Origin of the sequence: Catenovulum adriaticum (assembly GCF_026725475.1) — a bacterium.
In the GTDB taxonomy this organism is placed as follows: domain Bacteria; phylum Pseudomonadota; class Gammaproteobacteria; order Enterobacterales; family Alteromonadaceae; genus Catenovulum; species Catenovulum adriaticum.
Genome location: NZ_CP109965.1, coordinates 1121154 through 1147851 on the forward strand (window position 1 = coordinate 1121154; position 26698 = coordinate 1147851).

At 39.1% G+C, this 26698-nt stretch carries 20 protein-coding genes and 3 rRNA genes; 17 read left to right on the forward strand and 6 right to left on the reverse strand.

The window, feature by feature from the left end; genetic code table 11:
- Nucleotides 1–103: 103 nt before the first annotated feature.
- The 4 genes from OLW01_RS05060 to OLW01_RS05075 all read left to right on the forward strand — a co-directional run bounded on the left by OLW01_RS05060 (nt 104) and on the right by OLW01_RS05075 (nt 3872).
- Nucleotides 104–2985 (forward strand): 23S ribosomal RNA (locus tag OLW01_RS05060).
- A 133-nt stretch (nt 2986–3118) separates the two neighbouring features.
- Nucleotides 3119–3233: ribosomal RNA gene (rrf, locus tag OLW01_RS05065) — 5S ribosomal RNA — on the forward strand.
- A 54-nt stretch (nt 3234–3287) separates the two neighbouring features.
- Nucleotides 3288–3402, forward strand: a 5S ribosomal RNA gene (gene rrf / locus OLW01_RS05070).
- A gap of 98 nt (nt 3403–3500) precedes the next feature.
- On the forward strand, nt 3501–3872 hold the full coding sequence (locus OLW01_RS05075) for a c-type cytochrome domain-containing protein (protein ID WP_268075642.1): 372 nt from the start codon (nt 3501–3503) through the stop codon (nt 3870–3872).
- Between the two features lie 145 nt (nt 3873–4017).
- Here OLW01_RS05075 and cysS read toward each other — a convergent pair whose 3' ends face one another.
- The gene (cysS, locus tag OLW01_RS05080) at nt 4018–5418 is read right to left on the reverse strand and encodes a cysteine--tRNA ligase (protein WP_268075643.1); all 1401 of its coding nucleotides are present in this window, start codon (nt 5416–5418) and stop codon (nt 4018–4020) included.
- Nucleotides 5419–5554: 136 nt separating this feature from the next.
- Here cysS and OLW01_RS05085 point away from each other — a divergent pair, with 136 nt between their 5' ends.
- The 7 genes from OLW01_RS05085 (at nt 5555) to phoR (ending at nt 12504) form a co-directional block, all read left to right on the forward strand.
- Nucleotides 5555–6046, forward strand: coding sequence for a peptidylprolyl isomerase (locus OLW01_RS05085; RefSeq protein WP_268075644.1), 492 nt, complete (start codon nt 5555–5557; stop codon nt 6044–6046).
- A gap of 99 nt (nt 6047–6145) precedes the next feature.
- The gene (locus OLW01_RS05090; protein ID WP_268075645.1) at nt 6146–6871 is read left to right on the forward strand and encodes a UDP-2,3-diacylglucosamine diphosphatase; all 726 of its coding nucleotides are present in this window, start codon (nt 6146–6148) and stop codon (nt 6869–6871) included.
- A gap of 95 nt (nt 6872–6966) precedes the next feature.
- Entirely contained in the window at nt 6967–8118 is a 1152-nt protein-coding gene (locus OLW01_RS05095) for a hypothetical protein (RefSeq protein ID WP_268075646.1), read from the forward strand.
- 13 nt (nt 8119–8131) lie between these two features.
- Nucleotides 8132–8551: a type 2 periplasmic-binding domain-containing protein gene (locus tag OLW01_RS05100; protein ID WP_268075647.1), complete on the forward strand. Its 420-nt coding sequence runs from the start codon at nt 8132–8134 to the stop codon at nt 8549–8551.
- Between the two features lie 188 nt (nt 8552–8739).
- Entirely contained in the window at nt 8740–10212 is a 1473-nt protein-coding gene (gene der, locus OLW01_RS05105; RefSeq protein ID WP_268075648.1) for a ribosome biogenesis GTPase Der, read from the forward strand.
- A gap of 268 nt (nt 10213–10480) precedes the next feature.
- Nucleotides 10481–11170 (forward strand): phosphate regulon transcriptional regulator PhoB, encoded by a 690-nt coding sequence (gene phoB, locus OLW01_RS05110; protein WP_268075650.1) that lies wholly within the window; start codon nt 10481–10483, stop codon nt 11168–11170.
- Nucleotides 11170–12504 carry a phosphate regulon sensor histidine kinase PhoR gene (gene phoR, locus OLW01_RS05115; protein WP_268075651.1) on the forward strand — a complete coding sequence of 445 codons (1335 nt, stop codon included), beginning with the start codon at nt 11170–11172 and terminating at the stop codon, nt 12502–12504. The genes phoB and phoR overlap by 1 nt, the downstream gene beginning before the upstream one ends.
- A gap of 147 nt (nt 12505–12651) precedes the next feature.
- On the opposite strand, the gene OLW01_RS05120 is transcribed toward phoR, so the two are convergent.
- The 4 genes from OLW01_RS05120 to OLW01_RS05135 form a co-directional block, all read right to left on the reverse strand.
- Nucleotides 12652–13821: a 3-phosphoglycerate dehydrogenase family protein gene (locus OLW01_RS05120; RefSeq protein WP_268075652.1), complete on the reverse strand. Its 1170-nt coding sequence runs from the start codon at nt 13819–13821 to the stop codon at nt 12652–12654.
- Between the two features lie 190 nt (nt 13822–14011).
- Complete coding sequence (locus OLW01_RS05125) at nt 14012–15127, reverse strand: phosphoserine transaminase (RefSeq protein ID WP_268075653.1); 1116 nt, start codon at nt 15125–15127, stop codon at nt 14012–14014.
- 137 nt (nt 15128–15264) lie between these two features.
- Nucleotides 15265–16611 (reverse strand): DUF2254 domain-containing protein, encoded by a 1347-nt coding sequence (locus tag OLW01_RS05130; RefSeq protein ID WP_268075654.1) that lies wholly within the window; start codon nt 16609–16611, stop codon nt 15265–15267.
- Between the two features lie 207 nt (nt 16612–16818).
- Entirely contained in the window at nt 16819–19083 is a 2265-nt protein-coding gene (locus OLW01_RS05135; protein ID WP_268075655.1) for a multiheme c-type cytochrome, read from the reverse strand.
- Nucleotides 19084–19331: 248 nt separating this feature from the next.
- On the opposite strand from OLW01_RS05135, the gene OLW01_RS05140 reads away from it, so the two are divergent.
- Nucleotides 19332–19703: a hypothetical protein gene (locus OLW01_RS05140; protein ID WP_268075656.1), complete on the forward strand. Its 372-nt coding sequence runs from the start codon at nt 19332–19334 to the stop codon at nt 19701–19703.
- A 219-nt stretch (nt 19704–19922) separates the two neighbouring features.
- On the opposite strand, the gene OLW01_RS05145 is transcribed toward OLW01_RS05140, so the two are convergent.
- Nucleotides 19923–20450 carry a DUF2062 domain-containing protein gene (locus OLW01_RS05145; RefSeq protein ID WP_268075657.1) on the reverse strand — a complete coding sequence of 176 codons (528 nt, stop codon included), beginning with the start codon at nt 20448–20450 and terminating at the stop codon, nt 19923–19925.
- A gap of 33 nt (nt 20451–20483) precedes the next feature.
- On the opposite strand from OLW01_RS05145, the gene OLW01_RS05150 reads away from it, so the two are divergent.
- The 5 genes from OLW01_RS05150 to kdsB all read left to right on the forward strand — a co-directional run bounded on the left by OLW01_RS05150 (nt 20484) and on the right by kdsB (nt 26659).
- Entirely contained in the window at nt 20484–22874 is a 2391-nt protein-coding gene (locus tag OLW01_RS05150) for a DNA internalization-related competence protein ComEC/Rec2 (RefSeq protein ID WP_268075659.1), read from the forward strand.
- Nucleotides 22875–22952: 78 nt separating this feature from the next.
- Nucleotides 22953–24722, forward strand: a complete 1770-nt coding sequence (msbA, locus tag OLW01_RS05155) for a lipid A export permease/ATP-binding protein MsbA (RefSeq protein WP_268075661.1) — start codon at nt 22953–22955, stop codon at nt 24720–24722.
- Nucleotides 24722–25711 carry a tetraacyldisaccharide 4'-kinase gene (gene lpxK / locus OLW01_RS05160; protein WP_268075663.1) on the forward strand — a complete coding sequence of 330 codons (990 nt, stop codon included), beginning with the start codon at nt 24722–24724 and terminating at the stop codon, nt 25709–25711. Before msbA ends, lpxK begins: the two co-directional genes overlap by 1 nt.
- Nucleotides 25701–25889 carry a Trm112 family protein gene (locus OLW01_RS05165; protein ID WP_268075665.1) on the forward strand — a complete coding sequence of 63 codons (189 nt, stop codon included), beginning with the start codon at nt 25701–25703 and terminating at the stop codon, nt 25887–25889. The genes lpxK and OLW01_RS05165 overlap by 11 nt, the downstream gene beginning before the upstream one ends.
- Nucleotides 25886–26659, forward strand: a complete 774-nt coding sequence (kdsB, locus tag OLW01_RS05170) for a 3-deoxy-manno-octulosonate cytidylyltransferase (RefSeq protein ID WP_268075667.1) — start codon at nt 25886–25888, stop codon at nt 26657–26659. Before OLW01_RS05165 ends, kdsB begins: the two co-directional genes overlap by 4 nt.
- The last annotated feature ends 39 nt before the right edge of the window (nt 26660–26698 follow it).

Consider the following 26698-nt stretch of genomic DNA (forward strand, 5'->3'; position numbering starts at 1 on the left):
CTGGACAAGAAGTAATAAAGAAAAACGAATTCAATCAAGTTGAATTAGTATTCAAAGTAGCAAGCAGTCCTACGTACAATCTGGATAAACATTCGGGTTGTATGGTTAAGTGACTAAGCGTGCACGGTGGATGCCTAGGCAATTGGAGGCGATGAAGGACGTGTTAATCTGCGATAAGCTATGACGAGTCGATAAAAGACGCTTAAGTTATAGATTTCCGAATGGGGCAACCCACTCTTTTTAGAGTATCTTGCACTGAATACATAGGTGTAAGAGGCAAACCGGGAGAACTGAAACATCTAAGTACCCCGAGGAACAGAAATCAACCGAGATTCCCCAAGTAGCGGCGAGCGAACGGGGAACAGCCGATGAATGATAAATTAGTAGAATGCACTGGAAAGTGCAGCCATAGAAGGTGATAGCCCTGTATATGAAGATTTATCATTCACGCATTAAGTAGGTCGGGACACGTGATATCTTGACTGAAGACGGGGGGACCATCCTCCAAGGCTAAATACTCCCAATTGACCGATAGTGAACCAGTACCGTGAGGGAAAGGCGAAAAGAACCCCTGTGAGGGGAGTGAAATAGAACCTGAAACCGTGTACGTACAAGCAGTGGGAGCAGACTTGTTCTGTGACTGCGTACCTTTTGTATAATGGGTCAGCGACTTATATTTAGTAGCAAGGTTAACCGAATAGGGGAGCCGTAGCGAAAGCGAGTGTTAACTGCGCGTAGAGTTGCTAGGTATAGACCCGAAACCCGGCGATCTATCCATGGGCAGGTTGAAGATTGAGTAACATCAATTGGAGGACCGAACCCACTAACGTTGAAAAGTTAGGGGATGACCTGTGGATCGGAGTGAAAGGCTAATCAAGCCGGGAGATAGCTGGTTCTCCCCGAAAGCTATTTAGGTAGCGCCTCGGACGAATACCTCAGGGGGTAGAGCACTGTTAAGGCTAGGGGGTCATCCCGACTTACCAACCCTTTGCAAACTCCGAATACCTGAGAGTAATATCCGGGAGACACACGGTGGGTGCTAACGTCCATCGTGAAGAGGGCAACAACCCAGACCGCCAGCTAAGGTCCCCAATGCTTATTAAGTGGGAAACGATGTGGGAAGGCTTAGACAGCTAGGAGGTTGGCTTAGAAGCAGCCACCCTTTAAAGAAAGCGTAATAGCTCACTAGTCGAGTCGGCCTGCGCGGAAGATGTAACGGGGCTAAATAAGCAACCGAAGCTGCGGATTTGAACTTAGGTTCAAGTGGTAGGGGAGCGTTCTGTAAGTGGTTGAAGGCAAAGCTGTAAGGCATGCTGGACATATCAGAAGTGCGAATGCTGACATGAGTAACGATAAAGGGGGTGAAAAACCCCCTCGCCGAAAGACCAAGGTTTCCTGTCCCATGCTAATCAGGGCAGGGTAAGTCGGCCCCTAAGGTGAGGGCGAAAGCCGTAATCGATGGGAAACGGGTTAATATTCCCGTACTTTTAATGACTGCGACGGAGAGACGGAGCAGGCTAAACTAGCATGGCGTTGGTAGTCCATGTGAAAGTGTGTAGGTTGGAGATTTAGGTAAATCCGGATTTCCTTAAGACTGAGACACGAGACGAGCCCCCAAGGGGGTGAAGTAGTTGATGCCATACTTCCAGGAAAATCTTCTAAGCTTCAGGTCATTAAGAACCGTACCCCAAACCGACACAGGTGGTCAGGTAGAGAATACTAAGGCGCTTGAGAGAACTCGGGTGAAGGAACTAGGCAAAATAGTACCGTAACTTCGGGAGAAGGTACGCCACGTTATTGTGAAGGGCTTTACGCCTGGAGCGAGAGGTGGTCGAAGTAACCAGGTGGCTGGAACTGTTTATTAAAAACACAGTACTGTGCTAAATCGAGAGATGACGTATACGGTATGACACCTGCCCGGTGCCGGAAGGTTAATTGATGGGGTTAGACTTAGGTCGAAGCTCTTGATCGAAGCCCCGGTAAACGGCGGCCGTAACTATAACGGTCCTAAGGTAGCGAAATTCCTTGTCGGGTAAGTTCCGACCTGCACGAATGGTGTAATCATGGCCACGCTGTCTCCACCCGAGACTCAGTGAAATTGAAATCGCAGTGAAGATGCTGTGTACCCGCGGCTAGACGGAAAGACCCCGTGAACCTTTACTACAGCTTGGCAGTGAACATTGAACCTACATGTGTAGGATAGGTGGGAGGCTTTGAAGCATCGTCGCTAGATGGTGTGGAGCCGACCTTGAAATACCACCCTTGTATGTTTGATGTTCTAACGTTGTTCCCTAATCGGGAATGCGGACATTGCCTGGTGGGTAGTTTGACTGGGGCGGTCTCCTCCCAAAGCGTAACGGAGGAGCACGAAGGTTGGCTAAGTACGGTCGGACATCGTACGGTTAGTGTAATGGCATAAGCCAGCTTAACTGCGAGACAGACACGTCGAGCAGATACGAAAGTAGGTCATAGTGATCCGGTGGTTCTGAATGGAAGGGCCATCGCTCAACGGATAAAAGGTACTCCGGGGATAACAGGCTGATACCGCCCAAGAGTTCATATCGACGGCGGTGTTTGGCACCTCGATGTCGGCTCATCACATCCTGGGGCTGAAGTCGGTCCCAAGGGTATGGCTGTTCGCCATTTAAAGTGGTACGCGAGCTGGGTTTAGAACGTCGTGAGACAGTTCGGTCCCTATCTGCCGTGGGCGTTTGAGAATTGAGGGGGGCTTCTCCTAGTACGAGAGGACCGGAGTGGACGAACCACTGGTGTTCGGGTTGTTCTGCCAAGAGCATTGCCCGGTAGCTAAGTTCGGAATCGATAACCGCTGAAAGCATCTAAGCGGGAAGCGAGCCCCAAGATGAGTTCTCACTGAGCTATAAGCTCCAGTAGGGCCCTTGTAGACTACAAGGTTGATAGGTTGGGTGTGTAAGTGCTGTGAGGCATTGAGCTAACCAATACTAATGACCCGTGAGGCTTAACCATACAACGCCGAATGTTTATTAACATGACGTGAAGTGTGACTGCGCGAATGAATAAACAAACTTGATTGACTCTTTATTATGTATTGTCCTGATTGGTTAATTGACTGAAAAGTGAATTAACAAACCGACTTATGCCTGGCGGCCAAAGCATTGTGGCACCACCTGATTCCATTTCGAACTCAGAAGTGAAACACAATAGCGGCGATGGTAGTGTGGGAGTTCCCATGTGAGAGTAGCACACTGCCAGGCTCTTTATTTTATCTAGATTAGATATAAAACAAAAACTAAAATTAACCAGTTTTTTCTGACAACAATAGCATTGTGGCACCACCTGATTCCATTTCGAACTCAGAAGTGAAACACAATAGCGGCGATGGTAGTGTGGGAGTTCCCATGTGAGAGTAGCACATTGTCAGATCCTTATTCAAACCCGTCTATGACGGGTTTTTTTATGCTTAAAATTTATGTTGTGTAATATGTTATAATGCTATTTTCAATTTAAGTGGCTATAAATTAATGAAAAATTGTTTTCAACTTTTTATTATTCTGACTTGTTCTATGTTGTTATTTGCGTGTTTACCCGCACCACGCCCGAATCCTCTAGCAGAATCCCCAGACTTTCCAATAAAACCTTCTGTTTTGTATGAGACAGTTCAAACTTATTGCCTTGATTGCCATAACCCCGAAAAAATGAAAGGCAATATAGATTTAACACGTGCAGTTGAGGGTAAGTTAAATGATCGTCCTTTTTTATGGTTAGATGTCGCACATGTTTTAAAACATAAAGAAATGCCACCTGAAGATGAAAGGGTAGAGCGTCCGGATGATGAAACCTATTTAGAAGTAAATAACTGGTTGGAAAAACGCTTTGAGCTTAATAGCCGTTAGATAACAAATTAAGGTAATCAATTGCTTTCTAATGGCTATCTTTACTTATCACTTTGTTAAAAACAAAAAGCCGCTTCAATTAAATGCAAATATACATTTTTATTGAAACGGCTTTTTCGATTTTGAATATCAGGTTTTGCTTAATTTATTTTCTACGCCATTGGGTTCCGTTGGCACCGTCTTCTAATACAATATTCATTGCATTGAGTTTATCTCTTGCTTCGTCAGCTTTTGCCCAGTCCTTATTGGCTCTAGCTTCTTTTCGCTGAATAATTAATTTTTCTATTTCAGCAACTTCTTCGTCAAGCTCTTGATTACTACCTTGTAAAAAATCGTTTGCGTTGTTTTGTAACAATCCTAAAATACTAGCAAGATTAACTAATAAATTAGCACTTTGCTGTGCTTGGTCTAAATTGTTTGCTTTTACCTGGTTAACTTCTTTTGCTAAATCAAATAAAACGGATAAAGCAACAGGTGTATTAAAGTCATCATCCATTGCCTCGACAAATTTTTGTATGTGAGAATTATTCTGAGGGTTTGACAAATCTATGGGCGACTGACTTATTTCAATGTCGCGAATAGAGGTATATAAACGTTCAAGTGCGGATCGTGCTTGGTCTAAATTTTCAGTAGAATAATTTAATTGGCTACGATAGTGCCCTGATAATAAAAAGTATCTTACCGTTTCTGGGTCATACTTTTTTAAAACTTCTCGTATGGTAAAAAAGTTGCCTAAAGATTTGCTCATTTTTTCTTGGTTTACTTGAACCATTCCCGAGTGCATCCAGTAATTTACGTAAGGGGTATCAAGCGCACAACAAGATTGAGCTATCTCGTTTTCGTGATGTGGAAAAGCGAGATCTGAGCCACCGCCATGAATGTCAAAATGATTGCCCAGCACAACACTATTCATTGCTGAGCATTCAATGTGCCAGCCCGGACGACCATTTCCCCATGGAGATTGCCAGCTTGGTTCATTTTCTTTAGCCATTTTCCATAGTACAAAATCGAGTGGATTTTCTTTATTTGAATCGGTTTCTACCCGAGCGCCGGCCTGAAGTTGTGATAAATCTTGTTTACTTAACTTACCGTAGTCTTCATAACTATTGACACTAAACATGACATCGCCATTAGTGGCGACATAAGCATGTTTTTTATCAATTAACGTTTTTACCATTGTTATTACATCGTCCATGTGCTGAGTGACTTTAGGTTCAACATCAGGGCGTAGTAAATTTAATGAATCAAAATCTTGATGCATGTCGCTAATGGTTCTATTTGTTAATGTTTCACAGCTTTCTTTATTTTCGATAGCACGCTTGATTATTTTGTCATCAACGTCGGTGATATTTCGAACATAAGTAACTTCTAACCCTTTTGCTCTTAGGTAGCGAACCATATTATCAAAGGCAATATAGGTTCTGGCATGACCAATATGACACAAATCATAAACTGTAACGCCGCATACGTATAAGCCAACTTTGCCAGCTCTTATTGGTTGAAAAATTTGTTTTTCACGCGTTAAGGTATTAAAAATTTGTAGCATATGACTCTCTAATCTGTGAATTTAATGGTTTTGATCTTATTTATGTATTCTAACATTTCAAGGAATAAAAGGTTAATCACTTTTCGATATGTTTAACTTAGGCTAAAATAGATGTTTTTGTATCTAGGGTTATCTAATGATTACGTTTAAAACCAATTTTGGTGATATTAAAATCGAACTTTTTAACGAGCAAGCACCTAAGACAGCTGCTAATTTTTTACAATACGCACAAGACGGTTTTTATAATAATACGATTTTTCATCGTGTTATTAACGGTTTTATGGTGCAAGGTGGCGGCATGGAAGCTGGCATGAAAGAAAAAGCGACTAATGCGCCTATCGAAAACGAAGCTGATAATGGCTTAAGTAATAAGGTAGGTACATTAGCCATGGCTCGCACTATGGATCCCCATTCAGCATCAAGCCAATTCTTTATTAATGTTGCAGATAATACATTTTTAGATTTCCGTGCAAAAAGTATGGATGGTTGGGGTTATTGTGTATTTGGCCAGGTTGTTGAAGGCCTGGATGTAGTTGAAAAAATTAAATTAGTTAAAACGGGCAATGCGGGTATGCATCAAGACGTGCCAGTAGAAGATGTAGTGATTGAAGATACAATCGTAGAATAGTTATTTTCGGCTATATTTCAATAGGTTCAGTCATGATTATGGCTGAGCTTTTATTTATTTTTATGCTTGTTGTTTAGAGCAAGTTGTTATGGGCTATTAATGTCGGTTTATTTCATCTCAGATTTACATTTATCGGAACAGCGTGATGATATTAACCAAGCGTTACTGCAGTTTCTTTCCAAGATTACCGAGCAAACTCAAGCGTTATATATACTTGGTGATTTTTTAGAATACTGGGTAGGAGACGATCACCCCTGTAAATGGTTTAAGCCTATTCAAGATAAATTAAAGGATATAGCGGAACACATCTGTCCTATTTATTTTATCCATGGTAACCGAGATTTCTTAATAGGGGAAAAATTTGCAGATAAATGTGGAATGAAAATTTTACCTGAACCCAGTGTGGTTAATTTATATAATCAAAACGTGTTACTTATGCATGGTGACAGCTTATGCACCCAAGATGAAAGTTACCAAAAATTACGAAAGTGGGTAAGAAAACCTTGGATGCAATATTTATTTTCATTATTACCCCTTAAAACAAGGCTAAGTATATTTGGCGCCGGTCGAAAAAAAAGCAAGGAAAAACAACAAACGGTGACTGATATGTCAATTTTAGATGTTTCTCTACCTGAAGTTGCGATTCAGATGAAAATGCATGATGTGAAACTGCTTATTCACGGCCACACACATAGACCCGCGATACATCATAATGCGATAGAACAAAATATTGGGGTAAGGATTGTTTTGGGTGACTGGTACGACCATGGCAGTGTATTGGAAGTAAATAAAGACGGTTATCTATTGTTTAGTCTACAATTTTAAGGGTAATTTGAAACTGCGTTTATGGATAAGCAAAATAGCGTCGTTTAAAGTTTCACATTGGAATACACACATATTTATTTAACCACGGAGATGCTATGAGACATCAATATAAAGTGTTAACAGTAGGGGTAATGTTAGCATTATCTTCACCTGTTTATGCCGACATCAATTTTAATGGTTTTGCCCGCATAGCTGCTGGCAGCACATTAGAAAGTGGAGAAACGTTATTAGGATATGAAGATAGTTTAGATTTTAAAAACGAGAGTTTGTTTGCGCTGCAAGCTTCTGCTGATTTAGATGAAGGACTTTCTGCAACTGCACAATTAATGTCGAGAGGTCGTGACGATTTTAATTTAGAAGTTGAATGGGCTTATTTGTCATATGAGTTGACAGATAACACCCGAATTAATGCGGGTCATCTACGTTTACCGTTTTTCCGTTATTCCGATTTTTTAGACGTAGGTTATGCTTATACTTGGATTCGTCCCCCTCAGGCCGTTTATGACTTACCTTATAGCTCCTATGACGGTTTAAGCTTATTACATTCAACTCGTGTAGGCCAGTTTGATGTTGAAGTTCAAGCGACGCTCGGGACTGCTAGTGAAGATATTGTGGTCAATGGGGCTGATGCTCAAACTGAATTAGATGACTTATACGGACTTAATGTTGCTGCAACTTATGACTGGCTTTATTTGCGGGCGGTTTATATGAAGTCCAGTGTGACTTTTAATTTTGCAGATAATCCTGATTATTTATTATTAACTGATGCGTTGACTGCAACAGGCAATAGCGCAGCTTTAGCTCAAGTGATGGCTGATTCTGATACTGGTTCATTTGCAGGTTTAGGCTTTGGTATTGATAAAAATGACTGGATATTCCAGGGGGAAATCACCCAAACTAAAGTAGATGATTCATTTATTGCTGACAGATACCGTAGTTATATTTCATTAGCGCACCGTTTAGATGTAGTAACACCTTACTTTAGTTATCAAAAAATTGATGATAAAGCAAACCCAGTAGGTTATAACTTAGCGTTAGACAGTGGTGTGGTACCGGCTCCGGTATTAGCTGGATTAAAATCGTTTTTGCAAGGCCAAGAGCAAGGTGAAGAAGGTGAGTACTATTCGCTAGGGGTTAAATATGACTTTAACCCATCGGCCACGTTTAAAGCTGATTTAACCATTTGGGATGGTGAGTATACAAGAGATGCTCAAGTTATTTCATTTGCAGTTGATATGGTTTTTTAGGGGAAAGTGAATAATGAATAAATTAATCCAGACAAGTTTCATCGCCGCCACCATATTTGCAAGCCAGTGTTTTGCTGAAATAGCTGTGGTGGTTCATCCGTCTAATTCTGCAAATATTTCAGCAGAGGATATTGAGCGTATCTTTTTAGGCAAAAAGAAAGCTTTTTCGTCAGGTGATACTGCGGTGCCTATTAATCTAAATGAAGGTGATGCGACACGTGCCAGCTTTAATGAAAAAGCACTTAACAAAAATAGTAGTCAACTAAAAGCTTATTGGTCTAAACTGGTATTTACTGGTAAAGGTACACCACCTAAGGAAGTAAATTCTTCGGCTGAGGTGCTTAAATTGGTGTCAAGTAACCCTAATATGATTGGTTATATTGACGCCAGTATTGTTGATGGCTCGGTTAAAGTGATAAGTAAGTTGAATTAAATTTTATTAAGTGTATTTGTTGAAACAAAAGCACAAATATAGATTTGATAAAAACCGCTGTAATGGCGGTTTTTTTATCGCTATAACTAAAGCTGTGATATACTCCGCCGCCTTGATATAGCTATACTTTGAATGCTGGTAACTAAGTTATCGTTAGTTCCTGTAGAATGTTTTGTGGAGATTCATACATGATCCCTGTTGTCGCACTGGTTGGCCGACCTAATGTTGGTAAATCAACTTTATTTAATCGTTTCACCCGAACCCGTGATGCACTTGTCGCTAATTTTCCAGGTTTAACTCGTGATCGTCAATACGGTTCAGCTGAATACGGTGAATATCAATTTATCGTGATTGATACCGGAGGTATCACAGGTGACGAGCAAGGTATAGACAGCAAAATGGCTGAGCAATCTTTACAAGCAATTGAAGAAGCTGATGTCGTTATGTTTATTGTAGATGCCAGAGAGGGTGTGACAGCTGCTGATCAGATGTTAGCAGAGCATTTAAGACGAAACAGTAAGCCAGCTTATGTAGTTGCAAACAAAACAGATGGCATTGATGCCGATTCAGCAATTGCCGAGTTTTATAGTTTAGCGCTTGGTCCAGTTTATAAAATTGCTGCGGCTCATGGTCGTGGTATTAACGGCTTACTGCAAGAAACTTTGTCTCCGCTGGTTGAAGAATTTCCTGAAATGCGAATTGCTCAAGAAGAAGACGAGTCAGACGAAAATGTGGCTACAGATTCAACGCTAGAAGAAAATGACGAAGAAATTCAACTGGATCCCAAAGCGATTAAATTGGCAATTGTAGGACGGCCTAACGTAGGCAAGTCGACTTTAACCAACCGAATTTTGGGTGAAGATAGAGTTATTGTTTATGATATGCCCGGCACCACCAGAGATAGTATATACATTCCAATGCAAAGGGATGATCAACCATACGTACTGATTGATACAGCAGGCGTGAGAAGACGACGAAAAATAAATGAAACGGTTGAAAAATTTTCTGTTATAAAGACGTTAAAAGCGATAGAAGACGCAAATGTTGTGTTAATCGTGATAGATGCTCGAGAAGGGATTAGCGACCAAGATTTAAGCTTGCTAGGCTTTACCTTGAATGCAGGCCGTTCAGTGGTTTTAGCGGTAAATAAATGGGATGGATTAGATACCTACGTAAAAGATCGCATAAAATCTGAAATCGATAGACGGCTCGGCTTTATTGATTTTGCTCGTCTTCATTTTATTTCAGCATTGCACGGTACAGGTGTTGGTCATTTGTTTGAGTCAGTGACTGAAGCTTATGAGTCGGCAACACGCAAAGTAACCACTTCACTGTTAACCCGAATTTTAGACTCTGCAAAATATGAACATCAACCACCGCTTGTTCGTGGTCGTCGGGTTAAATTAAAATACGCGCATGCTGGCGGCCATAACCCACCTATTATCGTCATCCATGGTAATCAAGTAAATGATTTGCCTGACTCATATAAGCGCTATTTAATGAATTATTTTAGAAAATCATTAGATATGATGGGCACGCCAATTCGAATTGAGTTTAAAGAAAGCAGTAACCCATATTCAACAAAAGATAATCATAAATTAACCCTTACTCAACAGCGAAACCGTCGACGTATGCAAAGGTTTAGCATAGGAAAAAAATAATCTGCTTTAAGTCATCATAATTTCAACTTTTTGTTATTATGATGACTCCCATTGGCCATTAATATGACATTTATATTACACTTTACTACTTGAATATCTTGGCTTCTTAATTAATTTTGCTTATATTCAATAACTAAGCAAATTGCATCTGCTATGCTAATGACACAAATATTGCAATTTTGACTTAATTATTGCTTCGCTTTCATAAAAGTGTCAAAAACCTAATCCATAATCAGTATGGACGAATGATTATATAGAGACAAAATTTATGTCACGCAGAATTTTAGTTGTAGAAGATGAAATGCCAATCCGAGACATGCTTGTTTTCGCATTGGAGCAAAAAGGTTATTACACCTTAGAAGCTGAAACTTACAATGAAGCATTAGAAAAAATTGTAGAGCCTTATCCGGATCTAATTTTATTAGATTGGATGTTGCCCGGTGGAAGTGGTATTCAATTAGCTAAACAGCTCAAACAACACGAATTTACCCGTCAAATACCTATCATAATGTTAACAGCGCGTGGAGAAGAAGAAGATAAAATTAGAGGCCTAGAAGTAGGGGCTGATGATTATATGACGAAACCTTTTTCACCTAAAGAACTATTAGCTCGAATTAAAGCTGTTATGCGTCGTGCTGCACCAACGAGTGTTGAAGATTTAATCCAAGTGCAAGGTCTAAAACTGGATCCTGTGTCTCATCGAGTCAGTGCCAATGAAGATGGGCTGGATATGGGGCCAACCGAATTTAAATTATTGCACTTTTTTATGTCACATCCAGAGCGTGTTTACAGCCGAGAACAACTACTAGACCATGTGTGGGGAACAAACGTATACGTTGAAGACAGAACGGTTGATGTTCATATTCGTCGATTACGTAAAGCTATTTCAATGCATGGGCATGATCAGCTCATTCAGACGGTGCGTGGTGCTGGTTATCGGTTTTCTGCAAAAATCTAATGAAGCAACCAACTCAATATTTTAATGCATTAAGTCGGTTTGTTATTTTAACCAGCTGCGCTTTATTTATTGGATGGCTGCTTGACCAAATACTATTGGTCTTTGTCATTTTGATGGGCGGTTTATTTGCTTGGTATAGCTATAATTTAATTCGTTTAAATGAATGGTTGTGGAGTAAAAAAAATCTGTATCCACCATCAAGTAGTGGTATTTGGTCAGAAGCCTTTGATGGTATTTATCGCCTTCAGCGAAAAAATCGTTCTAGGCGAAAAGAACTTGGTCAGGTATTAAAACGGTTTAGAGATGGTGCTGAAGCATTGCCCGATGCTGCAGTTGTTGTTCAAGGAAATGGACAAATACTTTGGTGTAATAAGCTAGCCCACCATGTATTTGGACTCAGATGGCCAGAGGATAATGGTTTACTGATCACTAACTTATTACGCCATCCAAATTTTATCGAGCAATTCAACCAGCAAAAACTGAAACAAGATGTAGACGAAGCCGTATTAATGCCGTCGCCTATTGATAGAGATAGCACAATTGAAATTAGAATGGTGCCTTATGCGTTAGGTCAGTTGCTTATTTTAGGGCGAGACGTGACGCAAATGCAGCGTGTAAATCAAATGCGCAAAGATTTTATCGCCAACGTTTCACACGAGTTACGTACACCTTTGACAGTACTGCAAGGCTACTTGGAAATGATGCAAGACCCAGATATGGGCGGCACTTTACCCAATAGCAAAGCAGTCGGCATGATGTCAGACCAATGTGAGCGTATGTTTAACCTAGTAAATCAGCTGCTAGTTTTATCAAAGATAGAAGTTAATCGAGATAATATTTTTGAGTACCAAGTTGATGTTCCAGCCATGATGTTGGTATTAGAACGAGAAGCTGAACAGCTTAATTTTGACCGTCACCATAAAATTAGTTTTGATATCGATCAAAATTTATTACTGTATGGCATTGAAGATGAATTAAGAAGTGCGTTTACTAACCTTGTTAAAAATGCAATTCGATATACGCAAAATGAAGGCGAAGTTTTGGTGAGTTGGCGTGAACATAACCAGCAAGCTTGCTTTAAAGTGACAGATAACGGTGATGGGATAGAAGAACTCCACTTAAACCGTTTAACTGAGCGTTTTTATCGAGTCGACAAAGCCCGCTCTCGTTCAACCGGGGGATCAGGTTTAGGTTTATCTATAGTCAAACATGTCCTTGCGCATCACCAATCTGAACTTGAAATCAATAGTAAAGTGGGAGAGGGAAGCTGTTTTTCGTTTTGTTTTCCAACTGATTTAATTGTTCACAGGCGTAAAAATAAGCCAGCTCTTTAACCAAGTCCGCATTGCTTTGATATCTGACCTTAAAAAAATAAAAATTTAATTAACATTTACGTTTAATTTTTCTGATGTGCTCAGAAGGCGCAGGAATAGAGGTCATCTAATCCTGCTGTAAATACTCAGGCGATTGAATTTAAAGCGCTACACCGCTCGAACATGAAAAACATGTTCTACCTGAGCTATTTTGTCAATTAACTCGGGCGTGACGGTTTGGTCAATGTCTAAAATCGTGTAGGCAATATCATCCCGGCTTTTATTAACTAAATCGATCACGTTAATATTTAAATCAGCTAGTAAATTTAGGACTTCGCCTAATACCTTTGGCACATTATCATTAGCAAAAGTAATTCTATCGCCTTGAGTTCGTTCCATATTAATGGTTGGAAAATTAACCGAATTTTTAATATTACCGTTTTCTAAAAAGTCGATTAATTGGTTCGCTGCCATAACAGCACAGTTTTCTTCAGCTTCAGCGGTACTTGCACCCAAATGCGGAAATAATATGGCTTTATCATGTTTGATTAAGTTAGCAGTAGGAAAGTCGGCGACATAGGCATTTAATTTACCTGTATCCAGTGCATGGATTACATCGGTTTCATTAACTAATTCGCCCCGGGCTAAATTAATGAGAGTCGCGCCTTCTTTGACACTGGTTAGCGATTCTTGGTTAATAAAGCCTATTGTTGATTCAACAGCGGGGACATGCAAAGTAACATAATCTGAGCGGGCTAATAAAGAGTTAAGGTTATCAGCTTTAGTGACTTGGCTAGATAATTGCCATGCCGCTTCTACACTTAATTTAGGATCATAGCCTATTACTTTCATGCCTAAACTTAATGCCATATTCGCTACTTTAGCACCAATCGCGCCTAAGCCAACGACTCCAAGGGTTTTATCTTGCAGCTCAAATCCACCAAATTGTTTTTTACCCGCTTCTACTTTTTGGTGGCGTTCATTATCGTCTGTGATATCAATCAAGCTTTTTACATAATTCATGCTTTGCGTTATACCGCGGGCACTTAATAATAAACTGGCCATGACTAGTTCTTTTACGGCGTTAGCATTGGCTCCAGGGGTATTAAATACGACAATCCCTTGTTGAGTGTAATCGTTTACGGGAATATTATTAACCCCAGCACCAGCTCGGGCAACTGCTAATACGGATTTAGGTAAAGTTTCGTTATGCAGTTTATGACTGCGCAATAAAATAGCGTCTGGTGTTTGTTGATCGGAAGAAGCTTGATAAGTCTGAGTTGGAAATTGGTTTAAGCCTTTATCGGCAATATTATTGTAAGTTCTAATTTTTTTCATGATATCCATCTTCTGTTAGTGATTATTTATTTTTAATTCATTGAATACGGCCTAATTTCAATTTGGTGTTAGTGTTTAAAATTAAATTTTCGCATTTTATTTTGTGAGCAATTTATTCATGAACGGATATTGCCAACGAGTATTAATAAAAATGCCAGTAAGATACCAGCATTTTTATTAACGTTTGATTTTAAGCTGTTGCGGTTTGATACGCCCAGCTTAACCAAGGTAATAAAGCTTTTAAGTCGTCAGCTTCAACGGTTGCACCGCACCAAACTCTAAGGCCAGCAGGTGCATCTCGGTATGCACCAATATCGTAAGCGACTTGTTCTGAATCTAATAATTTGATGATGGTTTTTACTTGTGCTTCGTCTGCTTTTAGCTGAAAACATACACTGGTATTAGAACAAATGTCGTCAGATTCAGCTAAGAAGTCAATCCAGTCATTCTGCTGTACAAAGTCTTTAAATATTTGCAAATTAGCTTCACTTTTTGCAATTGCAGCAGATAAGCCACCAATACTTTCAACCCAATTTAGCGCATCTAAATAATCTTCAACACATAACATAGATGGGGTATTAATGGTTGCACCTTCGAAAATACCTGAAATTAATTTACCACTTTTTGCTAACGTGAATATTTTAGGCATTGGCCAACTTGGGGTATAGTTTTCTAACCGTTCGACGGCTCGTGGGCTTAAAATAATAACGCCGTGAGCGCCTTCACCGCCTAGCACTTTTTGCCAACTGAAGGTTGCTACATCAATTTTTTCCCATGGTATTGGCATTGCAAAAACGGCGCTGGTCGCATCACATATGGTTAAGCCCTGACGGTCATCGCTAATCCAGTTTGCATTATTTACTTTTACCCCTGAGGTTGTGCCATTCCAAGTAAAGACAATATCATGATCTGAATTTGCCTGACTAAAATCAGGTAATTCTCCATAAGGCGCGGTGAATGAATTAGCATCATCTAACTTAAGCTGTTTAAGAATTTCTGTTGCCCAGCCAGAGCCAAAAGATTCCCAAGAAAATACATCAACCGGACGTTGCCCTAGTAATGACCACATTGCCATTTCCATGGCGCCTGTATCAGAGCCAGGCACAATCCCAACCTTATAACCTGCAGGTAAATTAAGCAGACGAGCCGTTTCATCTATGGCTTGTTTTAATTTATTTTTACCCAAGCTACTGCGGTGTGACCGTCCTAAAGATGCAGTGTCTAACTCAGCTAAATTATAGCCAGGTCTTTTTGTGCAAGGACCAGATGAAAAGTTTGGGTTATTGGGTTTTAAGCTGGGTTTCATTTATTTTCCTTATGGCGAAATGTGATACAAACAATTTGGCTGATATTGCCTTATTTTGTAGTTTGACTCAACTGGTGTTTTGTTGACTAATTAGATTACGGCTATTTTGTTGAGTTTTGCGAAATAGCGGTTGGCATTTATACTTCGAAGTGGCTTAAGGCTGTCTGAGCTATTTTGGGATTTATTTTTTTGATCGCATTTATCATGTCGGCTATTTCCTGACGATCAAACGGATTATCTGTATGTGTATCTATATCGATAATGATTGAATTTAGATAAGCATAAATAGTGGCAAGCTCATTAGATTTTTTATTAGCAACAAAAATAATATTTTTAAAGGCCTCTAATACATTTGCCATTACGTAAGCATCTGATTTTGCGTAGTGGCGAATAGGCGTAAAATTATCGTGCATTAGCTCCATTAATGAAGTTTCGTGAATAAATAATAAGGGGTCAGCGTCGTCTGAATCACTGTAAGAATAATTGATATCTTCCAAGCCAAGCCTTTCAATAATCAGTATGCTTAACATATCGATTGCTTTAACGGCTGTGCCCGGATCGTTAATGCCAGGGCTCATGGCTTTAACGGCAATTTCTGATATTTGAGTTAATCCATAGCGATAATGATCGCTAATAAATTCTTCAATATAAAAAACAAAGCAATTTAAGATTTGATTTTTAAGTGCTTCTTGCGCTGATAAGTCTTTACTGCATTTTAAAAAAGGGTAGCCTTCAACCGTGAAATAGCCTTGTTTAACCGCAATAAATAATTGAATTTCATTTTGTTTTAAAATGACACATAATTTTTTAGTATCTACTCCTTTAAAGTAGCCAGCTTTATCGCTGCACAACGTAAACCATTGTTCAAAATCAGGAATATCCGGGGTTGCTTGTCTGTCTTGGCGGGTATATAAGGCTTTAATTTCAGTCAACGTATTTTGAAATAATTCATTTAATACATTATCAACCTGAATCGCTTTTGAAATCGAGTGAATAAAATAAACAAATAATGCTAAACAAATTAAACCAAATAACAGGGCAAATAAAATCCCTAAACTAGGAATATCGCCTTCTACTGATTGACCCGTCTTAATATTAATTAACATTACCGTAGCATAAATAATTGAACCTAAATAAACCCCTAAAACTAGTTGATGTGACTTTCGGGTAATCAAGCCCGGAATGACTCTCGGCGATAAAGCCGAGCTTGCCTGATTAAGTACTATCATTACCATTGAAAAGCTAAAAACCGTTAACGAAATGGTGCTGCCAATTAAAATGCTTAATAAGGTACGAGCGTTATCAGGTGTATCTAATAACATAAATTGCATTGAAGATTTAAGCTCAATTACATGGGGATTAAATTCAAGTGAAATACTAAGAAAAGCAAAGACTAAAAATAAAATACTTAATAATGATGGGTAAAATCCAATGCTGCTAATTAAATCACGATACCGGTCGGCAACTTTTCGGGGTGTAAACATCTAACTTCCTATTATCGTTTATCTAAAAGTATAGCTTAACCAACTAAAAAGCCGCGTGTTTTTTATTAGCTCTTAGTACTTGTATTAATTTGTGACATTTAGTGGGTTTCCAACGAGAGAACAAAGCAACTTTGGCATGGATTTTCAGGTAAATAAAAAAGCCGTCATTTCACAATAGACGGCTTTTTATATCCATTTAAGCGATAATTATTGGCGAGCGTATTGTTGTACCCAGCTTTGAACCTGAGGAGCATTCGGTGCAATCATAGATAATTTAGATAAAGGCCTTAATATTTGATTAGTGAGCCCCAGCTTTTCCATAAAGAGAATCTGAGTGGCTAACAGCTCATATTGGTTTGGCCAGCGTTTATCGGCTGCTTTAAGCGCTTCAATGGCGCGCGCTGTCTGTTTAACACCATCTAAAGCCACCGCATATACGTACGCATATCTTGGCTGTGCATCTTCAAGTTCCGCTGCTTCTTTTAAGTAAGGAATGGCTTTATTGTACTGTTTAGAACGAATTAATAATAAGCCGTAAGAATGTTGCACTGCACTGCTGTCAGGCATAATTTCAAGCGCTTCTTTTAATAGCTTTTCTTCTTTTACACTGTTCCCTTGCGAGCGATATAAATCAGCTAAATTAAGTAGCGCGGGAATGTAAGCAGGCGTTAGTTTTAATGCGGTTAAATAAGCTTGCTCAGCCTTTTTAGGTTGGTTTCGACGCATCGCCAGATTGGCTAAGCTGACTTGTGAGGATGGGGAATCTTCCATCAATTTAATACTGGTTTCGTATTCATCTAATAAACCGCTAATTTTTTGGCGCGCGCTGTTCGATAAACCATCAAGTACATCAGCTAGCATGGCGGCAACTTCAAATCGAACGCTGGTATTTTGATCATTCAACATAGGTTCTAATATTTGCCAGCGCATATCTGCTGGCAAACCGGCTAACGATGACACCGCAGACCGGCGGATTAACGGATTAGAATCCATTAAAGCTAACTTCGCCGCTTGAACCGAAATTTGAGACGGAAAATTGGCCAACGCTTGATATAAAGTGGCGCGCATAATAGCAGGTAATTGCGCATCGCTCGCCGATGCAGCTATTTTTGCAACACCCAATGAATCTTGACTACGGGCTTTTTGGTTGGCTAGAACCCATTTACTTTGTTCAATATTAACTGGCCATTTTTGTAGTTCATCTGCTGCCCATTGATTATTTTTATCTTGATGGCAGTTAGTACACGCGTTAGGTTTGTCAGTTTGTGTTATATCTGGATGCGGTATTTTAAAGCTATGGTCACGTCTATCATCTACCCCCATGTAGGTGCGGGTTGGCATATGACAGCTTACACATTCAGCCCCTGATGAATCTGCTGGATGTTTATGATGTTTTGGTGTATCAAATGTAGTTGGCGCATGACACTGCGCGCACAAGCTGTTGCCTTCGGCTACAAGCTTACCAGAGTGCGGATTATGACAATTTTGGCAAGTGACCCCATTTTGATGCATTTTACTTTGTAAAAATGAACCCAATACAAATACTTCGTCTTGAATTTGGCCGTCATCAAAGTATAAATTTTCGCCTAATAACTCTAATCGGTATTGGTCATGGTAATCGGTACCTACTTTTATCTCTTTTAATGGCATCCGGCGAGAGTGACAGCCACCACACATATCAATATGGGAAGTGCTAGGTTCACCTTCTGGATTCGCAATAGGATCGCCTTCTTTCCAAGTCCAGTTTATTTTTGCTGGTTTGGTAAAAGCCAATGCAAGATTATCTTTTGTTAAATTATCACTTTTTGCCAATTTTACATGTTCACTGGCCGGGCCATGGCAGGCTTCACAAGCCACATTGATTTCTGAAAATGTGGTGTGATAACTCATTTGTTTTGGATTATAATTTTTAACTACATTGGTACTGTGACATTCAGCACAACGTGTATTCCAGTTTTGAAAATGACCAGACCAGAAAAAAGGATGCTCTGGCGTGATATCTTCATCGGGTTGTAAGTGATACCACTTTTGTCCGCCTTCACTTTTATCCCGGCTATCCCAAGCGATATTGAGCGCTTGAATATGACCATTACCCGTATCTACTAAATATTGTTGGAGTGGGTGGTAACCAAAGGTGTACTTAATTTTATAACGCTGAGGTTTGCCACCTTTACCTATGGTTTCAACAAAAAAATCGTTATCTTTTTTAAAAAAACGACTTTTTATATTATGAAATTCGACCGTCTTATTATTAAAATTAGCTAAAACCGTTTCAGATGTTGGTTCCTGCATGGCTTTGAAATGATCAGATTGTTGCCAGCTTTTGTATTCATCTAGGTGACAACTTTTACATTCACCTGAACCTACAAATTCTGCATTAGTTAGGGAAGCTGGATCTGCGTGTAATAGATTAAAAAAACTGGTTGAAAAAAAGCAGGCTAATACCAACCCATAAAGATAATTTTTATTCATTAAAATTCACAATCATTTTAAAAGTTTATAACTGAGAGTTTAACAAACTTAACTGAGGATAACGAGCTGATGAATGTAAAGATTTTGCATAATCAATTATTGATAACTTCTTTAAAATAGCCTTGTTTAGATGATTTATTATTAAATGATGGGATATTGATGGCTAATTTAAATAAAATATTTTTAATGAAGTTATCGATATTTTAAGCTAGCATGCGTTTAATTAGCACTTTTGTAGCAGGGAAGCAATGACAGAGCACCAATTAGGTTTTGCCCGAATAATTATTCATCGTAAAAATTTAGCAGAAATCATAGTCAACCAAGGTGTATTTATGGATTTAGCCCAAGTTGATCAATACCATACTTTTTTACGGACACATCTATCAGCGCCATTTAATTTACTGATTAATAAATTGAATTCTTATAGCTATACGCCGGAAGCTCAGCGAGAAATAGGCACCATTCGTGAAATTGATAAAATGGCAATCGTGACCTATAACAAAATAAGTGAACTGGCGACGCAAAATTTAAATAGACAACCACGTAGTCGAAACTGGACGATTAAATCTTTTCGAACAAAAGAAACGGCTATAGGGTGGCTTGATTCGGCTAATGATTGAGTTTTACGGTTGGCAATAACCATAACCCACGCCCTAAAAAAGTAAATCTTTTATTATTTCGCAAGTTCTTATGTTTGAAGTTAGCTGCTATATATTTAAAAATCGATATACAGATAAAAAGCGCTTTATCGCTTTAAATACCAAAGTGGCAGCTTGGCTAAAAAATTAACTTATTGTGATATTGCTTGTGTCTTATTTGGCTACATTATTTAGTTAGCTTTAAGGTAGTTTAGTGTCGCGTTTTGTTTGTCTTTTTTGCCAGTTCTTTTTGACTGAAAATCGCCATACCATGTTCATGACAAAATAACCTAGAATTGAAAAAAAAGTGGCGCAAATTAAACAGCCGACAATTAACGACGGGCCAATGGTGCCCATACTTTGCACCAGCCAGTCCCAACTAAGCTGAAAATGAAACTGAAGAGGCTCTTGGCCAAGCACAGTCGCACCCAATAGGTAACAGCCAAAAAAGATAGGCGGAATGGTAAAAGGATTGGTCAGCCATACAATTACAACGGCAAGGGGTAAATTAACTCTAAACAAAATGGCACCGGCGGCTGACAGCCACATTTGAAATGGCACCGGAATAAACGCATTAAATAAGCCTAACGCAAAGGCACCCGCAACCGATTTTCGGTTTAAATGCCATAGGTTGGGATCATGTAGCAGAGAGCCAAAAATTTTTAAGGATTTCTGACTTTTTATTTTGTGATGATCTGGTAAACATCGCTGTATCAATTTTTTGGGCATACAGTCTTACTAATTATCAATAAGGTTAAACACATGGAAGCGTTACTGCTGGCTTTTATCAGCGGCAATTTTTTGGCAAACGTATTTCCGACTTTACTCTCGGTTAATGAATGCGTTGTGACAATTGCGATTATATTGGTACTGCTTCAGCAAGGCTTGTTTCGTGCCGCAGCCTGCTTAATTGGGTTTGTCACTGTATCAGTTGCAATGATACTTCAACTAGCCTGGCAACCGACTCAACTCGATATCTCTACTGATATTAACATAACAGGTCGGGTCAGCACACTGGTTAAATCAGAAAAACAGCAAGTTAGATTTAATTTATTGCTAGATTGTGTGCAAAATCCCAGTCTGGGATCTATTCAAACGCCAGCTTTAAGCAAAGACACTTGCCCAGAGCCTCTTCAAGAAAAATTTCAAGAGACTGCTCAATCATTTTTAATTAAACCGAAAGTGAGACTCACTTGGTATCAACCCGAATGGGTGGTTAAACAAGGCCAATTATTGTCGTTAAGTGTGCGTTTAAAACCACCACATGGCGTGCACAATGCCGCTGGATTTGATTATCAGCGTTGGTTAATAAGTGAAGCCATTGTAGCGACAGGCTATGTTAAGCAAATAAAATTAATTGGCACAGATATAGATTGGCGGCAAAGCACATTCGATTATTTGCAGCAGCAATTTGCAAATTTAACTCATAAAGATTTGATGATTGGTTTACTAATGGGCGAGCGGTCACTCATGGAATCGAGTCGCTGGGATGTATTAAAACAAACGGGGACAGCTCATTTATTAGCTGTGTCTGGATTGCATTTAGGATTAGTGTTTATTTGGTGTTATTGGTTGCTGCGTTTATTACTTAGACCATTCGCTTATTTGCTAACCAGTAATTTAGATAACCTAGCTTTAATTGTTGCAATTGTGATTACTTGGTTATTTTGTGCACTAACGGGCTTTTCTTTACCAGGTATTCGAGCTGCCATTTTTATTAGCTGTTTTGCCCTATTCGGTTTATTAGGATGGCATATTGGTTTGGCTTGTCGGTTTTTGTTTGCGGTGAGTTTAGTTTTAATTGCATTGCCGACAAGCCCGTTATCATTATCATTTTGGCTCTCGTTTTATGCCGCCGGGTTTATTGTCTTTTTACTATGGTATTTTAAATGGCATCTTAAATTAAAACGATGGGACAAATTAAAGCGATTTATATTATTGCAATTGTGGTTAAGCATTGGCTTAATTCCTATTCAAATCCTGTTCTTTCAGCACCTGCCATATCTAAGTATTGTCGCTAATTTGATTGCGATTCCTTTATTGAGTTTAGTTGTGTTGCCAAGTTTGTTACTGGCTGGTGGGTTAGACTTTTTCGTGATTCAGTTAGAAACGTTAACTTGGTTTGACTTAGAACTTTTAAAACGTCTTGTTGATATAGGCTATCAATTGAGTCATGTTTTATTAGACATATTGTGGCAATGGCTTTATTTGATTGCTCAACTTGATTTAGCTACAGCGTCAGTTTCATCCAAATATCTAAAATTTTTATGGTTCTTTGTTATTGCATTGCTATTACTTAAATTACCAATGAGCAAAAAAACGACTTGTTATTTATTAACCATCCCTATTAGTTTTTTATTATTGGCTTTAGCGCATCCAAAAAAGCTGTATTGGCAACTAGATATGCTTGATGTTGGGCAAGGTTTAGCGGTATTAATCACGCGAGATCAGCAAAGCATTTTGTATGATACTGGGGATGCTTATCGTTCAGGTTTTAATTTATTTGAAGCGGTTGTTGAACCTAACTTAACAGAGCTTAATAGCGATTTAATCGGCGTAGTGGTGAGTCATGCAGATAAAGACCATGCAGGCGGTTTAAATGTGATTCGTGAAAAATATCCAAATTTACCCATTTGGCAAGGGCAACACGGCTGCGCTGATTTTGCAAAAATGAACAAGTTAGGGCTCAATTGGCAATATCTGCCCGTAATGGATAAGCAAGCTGGTATTGATAGCAATAATAGTTCCTGTGTATTTAAAGTGACGGGGTTGAATCATTCGGTATTGTTAACTGGAGATATCGAAAAAGAGACCGAAAAAAATTTACTTAAAAATTATGCTCATTTATTACCATCGGATGTATTACTGGTGCCTCACCATGGCAGTAAAACGTCATCTACCCCGGAATTTATTAATCAGGTTAATCCTAAAATAAGTTTAAACAGTGCCGGCTTGTTTAACCGGTTTGGGCATCCATCATCTGAGATAGAAAAGCGTTATCAGCAACAACAGGTTTTGTTTTTAAATACCGCGACGCAAGGCCAGATTCAAATCCAGTTTAAAGCCGATTCAATACTGTGGGGTACTTATACTAAAAATTTATGGCGACCTTGGCATAGTAAAATTTGGAGGAGTGCAAATTCCTATTTTTAAAACACTTTGGTATAACAGATGATCTTTGTTGTTTAAGCGATTAGAATACCCCGTCTTTTGATTAATTATAGTTGAACAATGAAGCCAAAACCGCCATTAACTCCAGTATCTCCTGACGCGACAGGCCCGCTGTTTAAGCGTTTATTCAAATATATTAAAAATTATCGAGTTGGTTTTTTTCTGGCGGTTGTCGGAATGATTGGATATTCAGCCATTGATGCTTTTTTCTTTTCACAGATCCAAACTTTTATTGATGACGGTCTAACCAAAAAAAATTATGACTTATTGTTTTACATGGGGGTCGCTATCCCTTTTGTATTTTTTCTGCGCGGATTAGCAAATTTTATTGCGACTTATAGTTTAAGTTGGGTGGGTACGCACGTCGTTAATGAGTTACGTCAAGATGTATTTAATCATTTAATGAAAGTGCCAGTGGCTTTTCATGATCAAAACTCAACTGGTGATTTAATTGCTAAAATTACTTACGACATAGAGCAAGTACAAGCTGCTTCAAGTAAAGCCTTAATGACATTGGTACGCGAGGGCGCTTTTGTAATTGGCTTATTAGTGGTGATGTTTTATTTAAGCTGGCAATTGTCTTTAGTTTTTTTAGTCATAGGGCCGATCGTTGGCGTGGTTGTTAAGCAGGTTAGCCGCCGTTTTAGAATGGTGAGTAAACGAATTCAAAAGGCGATGGGTAATGTAACTTCGGTTTCAGAGCAAATGTTAAATGGTCATAAAGTTGTTGTTATGCATGGCGCACAAGCAATTGAAGCTGAACGTTTTTCACAAATCACAGGAAAAACACGTCAACAGCAAATGAAACTAGTTAGCACGCGCGCGCTAAGTGTTTCAGCTATTCAAATTATCGCCTCAATCGCTCTTGCTGCAGTGCTGTTAATTGCTAGTAATAAAGAATTTTTAGACAGTTTAAGTACTGGCGCATTTACAACCGTCCTGACTTGCATGATGACATTGCTACGCCCACTTAAATTATTGACCACAGTAAATAGTGAATTTCAAAAAGGGATGGCCGCGTGCGCTAGTGTATTTGAGCTTTTAGATATTAATGTTGAAGATGATAAAGGCACAATTGAAACTGATAAAGTGAACGGGAAAATTGAATTTAGACAGCTTAACTTTTCGTATTCGGGCAGTGAACGCCTTACCTTAAGCGATATTAATTTAACGATTAATGCGGGTAAAACAGTCGCTCTGGTGGGTAAATCTGGCAGTGGTAAATCGACAATAACCAATTTATTAACTCGGTTTTATGAGTATGATTCAGGTTGTATATTAATTGATGATGTACCAATTCGAGATTATAGTTTATCGGCGCTAAGGCACCAATTTGCGCTTGTGTCTCAACATGTTATTTTGTTTAATGATACGATAGCCAATAACATTGCGTATGGTATGCAAGGCAAAGTAAGCCGGTCAGATATTGAAGCTGCAGCCGAGGCTGGTTATGTTACGGATTTTATTGATCAATTACCACTTGGTTTAGATACACCTATTGGCGAAAACGGCATGAATTTATCGGGCGGTCAGCGACAAAGAATTACCATAGCCCGTGCTATTTTAAGAGATGCCCCAATATTAATTTTAGATGAAGCTACATCGGCCTTAGATACAGAATCAGAACGAGTTATTCAGCAAGCCGTAGATAAACTCAGCCAAAATAAAACCGTTATTGTGATCGCACACCGTTTATCGACTATTGAAAATGCGGATGAAATTGTAGTGATGGATAATGGCCGGATTCTTGAAAAGGGGAGCCACCAAGCTCTATTAGAGCAAAATGGGGCCTACCGACAAATTTATGATATCCAATTTGTAGGTCACTAATGAACTGGTTTGAAAAAGGCTGGTATAAGCAACATAAATTTATTTATTTGTTGCTGCCGCTAACAGCTTTATTTTGGGCATTATCTGCTATTCGTCGTGGGTTATTTAAATACGGGCTAAAAAAAACCTATAAAGCTTCAGCACCTGTTATTGTTGTTGGTAATATCACTGTGGGGGGCACGGGTAAAACGCCTTTTGTTATTTGGTTAACTCAACATTTAATCGAACAAGGGTTCAAACCCGGTATTATCAATCGTGGTTATGGCAGCCAAGTGGGTAATCAAAATGTAATCGTTTCAGCAAAAGATAATGCGGTCGATGTGGGTGATGAAGCCAAACTCATTTCGCTTAAAGCGCAAGTTCCAGTCGCCGTTGGTGCGAACCGAATCAAAAGTGCTGAGCTCTTATTAGCACAAGGATGCGATATTTTATTGTGTGATGATGGGTTGCAGCATTATAAATTGCAGCGCGATCTTGAAATTATTTTAGTGGATGGTTCACGTCAACTCGGTAATCAGTGTTTACTGCCGGCAGGGCCTTTACGTGAAGGAAAATGGCGTTTGAAAACCACAGATTTTGTTATTCAAAATGGTCTACAGCCTTTAGTTTTAACCGATTATTATTTTTCTACGCAAGCTCAAGTGCCTAAGCCTGTATTGATTAACAACTCGCAGCCATTTGACTACCAACTCAAGTATGATGCGGTGTGTGCAATCGGTAATCCACAGCGTTTTTATCAATCTCTTGCAGATAAAAAAATTCAGCTTCTTGAAAAATATACTTTTATCGACCATCATCAATTTAGTTTATCTGATTTTTCTCAATGTGAAGGGGCTGGAATCATAATGACAGAGAAAGATGCAGTTAAATGTAATGAATTTGCCCAATCTAATTGGTGGTATTTACCAATATCAATTCAACCCGATCAATCCTTTATTCAAAAACTTGATCAACAGATAATAAATTTACGGAAACAGTATGGCCTTTGACACTAAATTACTTGAAATTATCGCTTGCCCAATTTGTAAAGGAAAGCTAGCGTACCAGCCGGATGCAGCTGAACTATGGTGTAGAGGCGAGCGTTTAGCTTACCCAATTAAAGATGGCATTCCTGTGCTACTTGAACCAGAGGCGAGAACACTTGAATTAGATGAGGTTCAATCATGAGTTATACTATTGTAATACCTGCACGTTATGCTTCAACTCGATTTCCGGGCAAGCCCTTGGTTGATATTGCCGGTAAAAGCATGCTGCATAGAGTATATAAGCAGTGCCAAAAAACTAAAGCGAGCAATATTGTAATAGCAACTGACGATGCGCGAATTGAAAAAGAAGCCATTAGTATCGGTGCGCAAGTTTGCTTAACACAAAGTGATCACCAATCAGGGACAGCGCGAATTGGTGAAGTGATTCAATCTTTAAATTTAAAAGATGACGAGATTGTGGTGAATGTTCAAGGAGATGAACCATTTATCCCCAGCTCTATTATCGATCAAGTCGCGAGTAATATGGCATTGTACACTGAAGCCGATATGGCAACTTTAGCTGTGCCTATTAATGAGGTTGAAGAAGTATTTAACCCTAATGCTGTTAAAGTGATTACGGATAAAAATGGTTATGCACTGTATTTTAGTCGAGCTCCAGTTCCATACGACCGTGATAATTTTGCTAAAAAATCAGTAAACAATATTGGAAAATATTATTTACGACATATTGGACTATATGCGTATCGCGCTGAATTTGTTCGTCAGTATTTAAATTGGCCAGCATCGCCAATTGAAGAAGCTGAGTCTTTAGAGCAGCTTAGAGTATTGTGGCACGGAGAAAAAATTCATGTGGGTATTGCAAATGAAACACCACCAGCTGGTATTGATACCCCAGAAGATTTAGCCAACGCGATTGAATATTTAAAATCTAAAAAGAAACAGAAAGCTTAAAGCCATAAACTGGGTGGCTTTCGAGCCACTCTATCTCGG

What these genes read in the sequence shown, in the direction of transcription:
- OLW01_RS05145 (WP_268075657.1), bottom strand. Translation starts at nt 20,450, where the DNA reads ATGCCCAAAAAATTGATACAGCGATGTTTACCAGATCATCACAAAATA.
- OLW01_RS05075 (WP_268075642.1), top strand. Translation starts at nt 3,501, where the DNA reads ATGAAAAATTGTTTTCAACTTTTTATTATTCTGACTTGTTCTATGTTG.
- OLW01_RS05100 (WP_268075647.1), top strand. Translation starts at nt 8,132, where the DNA reads ATGAATAAATTAATCCAGACAAGTTTCATCGCCGCCACCATATTTGCA.
- phoR (WP_268075651.1), top strand. Translation starts at nt 11,170, where the DNA reads ATGAAGCAACCAACTCAATATTTTAATGCATTAAGTCGGTTTGTTATT.
- OLW01_RS05130 (WP_268075654.1), bottom strand. Translation starts at nt 16,611, where the DNA reads ATGTTTACACCCCGAAAAGTTGCCGACCGGTATCGTGATTTAATTAGC.
- OLW01_RS05135 (WP_268075655.1), bottom strand. Translation starts at nt 19,083, where the DNA reads ATGAATAAAAATTATCTTTATGGGTTGGTATTAGCCTGCTTTTTTTCA.
- cysS (WP_268075643.1), bottom strand. Translation starts at nt 5,418, where the DNA reads ATGCTACAAATTTTTAATACCTTAACGCGTGAAAAACAAATTTTTCAA.
- OLW01_RS05150 (WP_268075659.1), top strand. Translation starts at nt 20,484, where the DNA reads ATGGAAGCGTTACTGCTGGCTTTTATCAGCGGCAATTTTTTGGCAAAC.
- OLW01_RS05120 (WP_268075652.1), bottom strand. Translation starts at nt 13,821, where the DNA reads ATGAAAAAAATTAGAACTTACAATAATATTGCCGATAAAGGCTTAAAC.
- OLW01_RS05140 (WP_268075656.1), top strand. Translation starts at nt 19,332, where the DNA reads ATGACAGAGCACCAATTAGGTTTTGCCCGAATAATTATTCATCGTAAA.
- OLW01_RS05125 (WP_268075653.1), bottom strand. Translation starts at nt 15,127, where the DNA reads ATGAAACCCAGCTTAAAACCCAATAACCCAAACTTTTCATCTGGTCCT.
- OLW01_RS05165 (WP_268075665.1), top strand. Translation starts at nt 25,701, where the DNA reads ATGGCCTTTGACACTAAATTACTTGAAATTATCGCTTGCCCAATTTGT.
- lpxK (WP_268075663.1), top strand. Translation starts at nt 24,722, where the DNA reads ATGAACTGGTTTGAAAAAGGCTGGTATAAGCAACATAAATTTATTTAT.
- OLW01_RS05095 (WP_268075646.1), top strand. Translation starts at nt 6,967, where the DNA reads ATGAGACATCAATATAAAGTGTTAACAGTAGGGGTAATGTTAGCATTA.
- OLW01_RS05090 (WP_268075645.1), top strand. Translation starts at nt 6,146, where the DNA reads ATGTCGGTTTATTTCATCTCAGATTTACATTTATCGGAACAGCGTGAT.
- msbA (WP_268075661.1), top strand. Translation starts at nt 22,953, where the DNA reads ATGAAGCCAAAACCGCCATTAACTCCAGTATCTCCTGACGCGACAGGC.
- phoB (WP_268075650.1), top strand. Translation starts at nt 10,481, where the DNA reads ATGTCACGCAGAATTTTAGTTGTAGAAGATGAAATGCCAATCCGAGAC.
- der (WP_268075648.1), top strand. Translation starts at nt 8,740, where the DNA reads ATGATCCCTGTTGTCGCACTGGTTGGCCGACCTAATGTTGGTAAATCA.
- kdsB (WP_268075667.1), top strand. Translation starts at nt 25,886, where the DNA reads ATGAGTTATACTATTGTAATACCTGCACGTTATGCTTCAACTCGATTT.
- OLW01_RS05085 (WP_268075644.1), top strand. Translation starts at nt 5,555, where the DNA reads ATGATTACGTTTAAAACCAATTTTGGTGATATTAAAATCGAACTTTTT.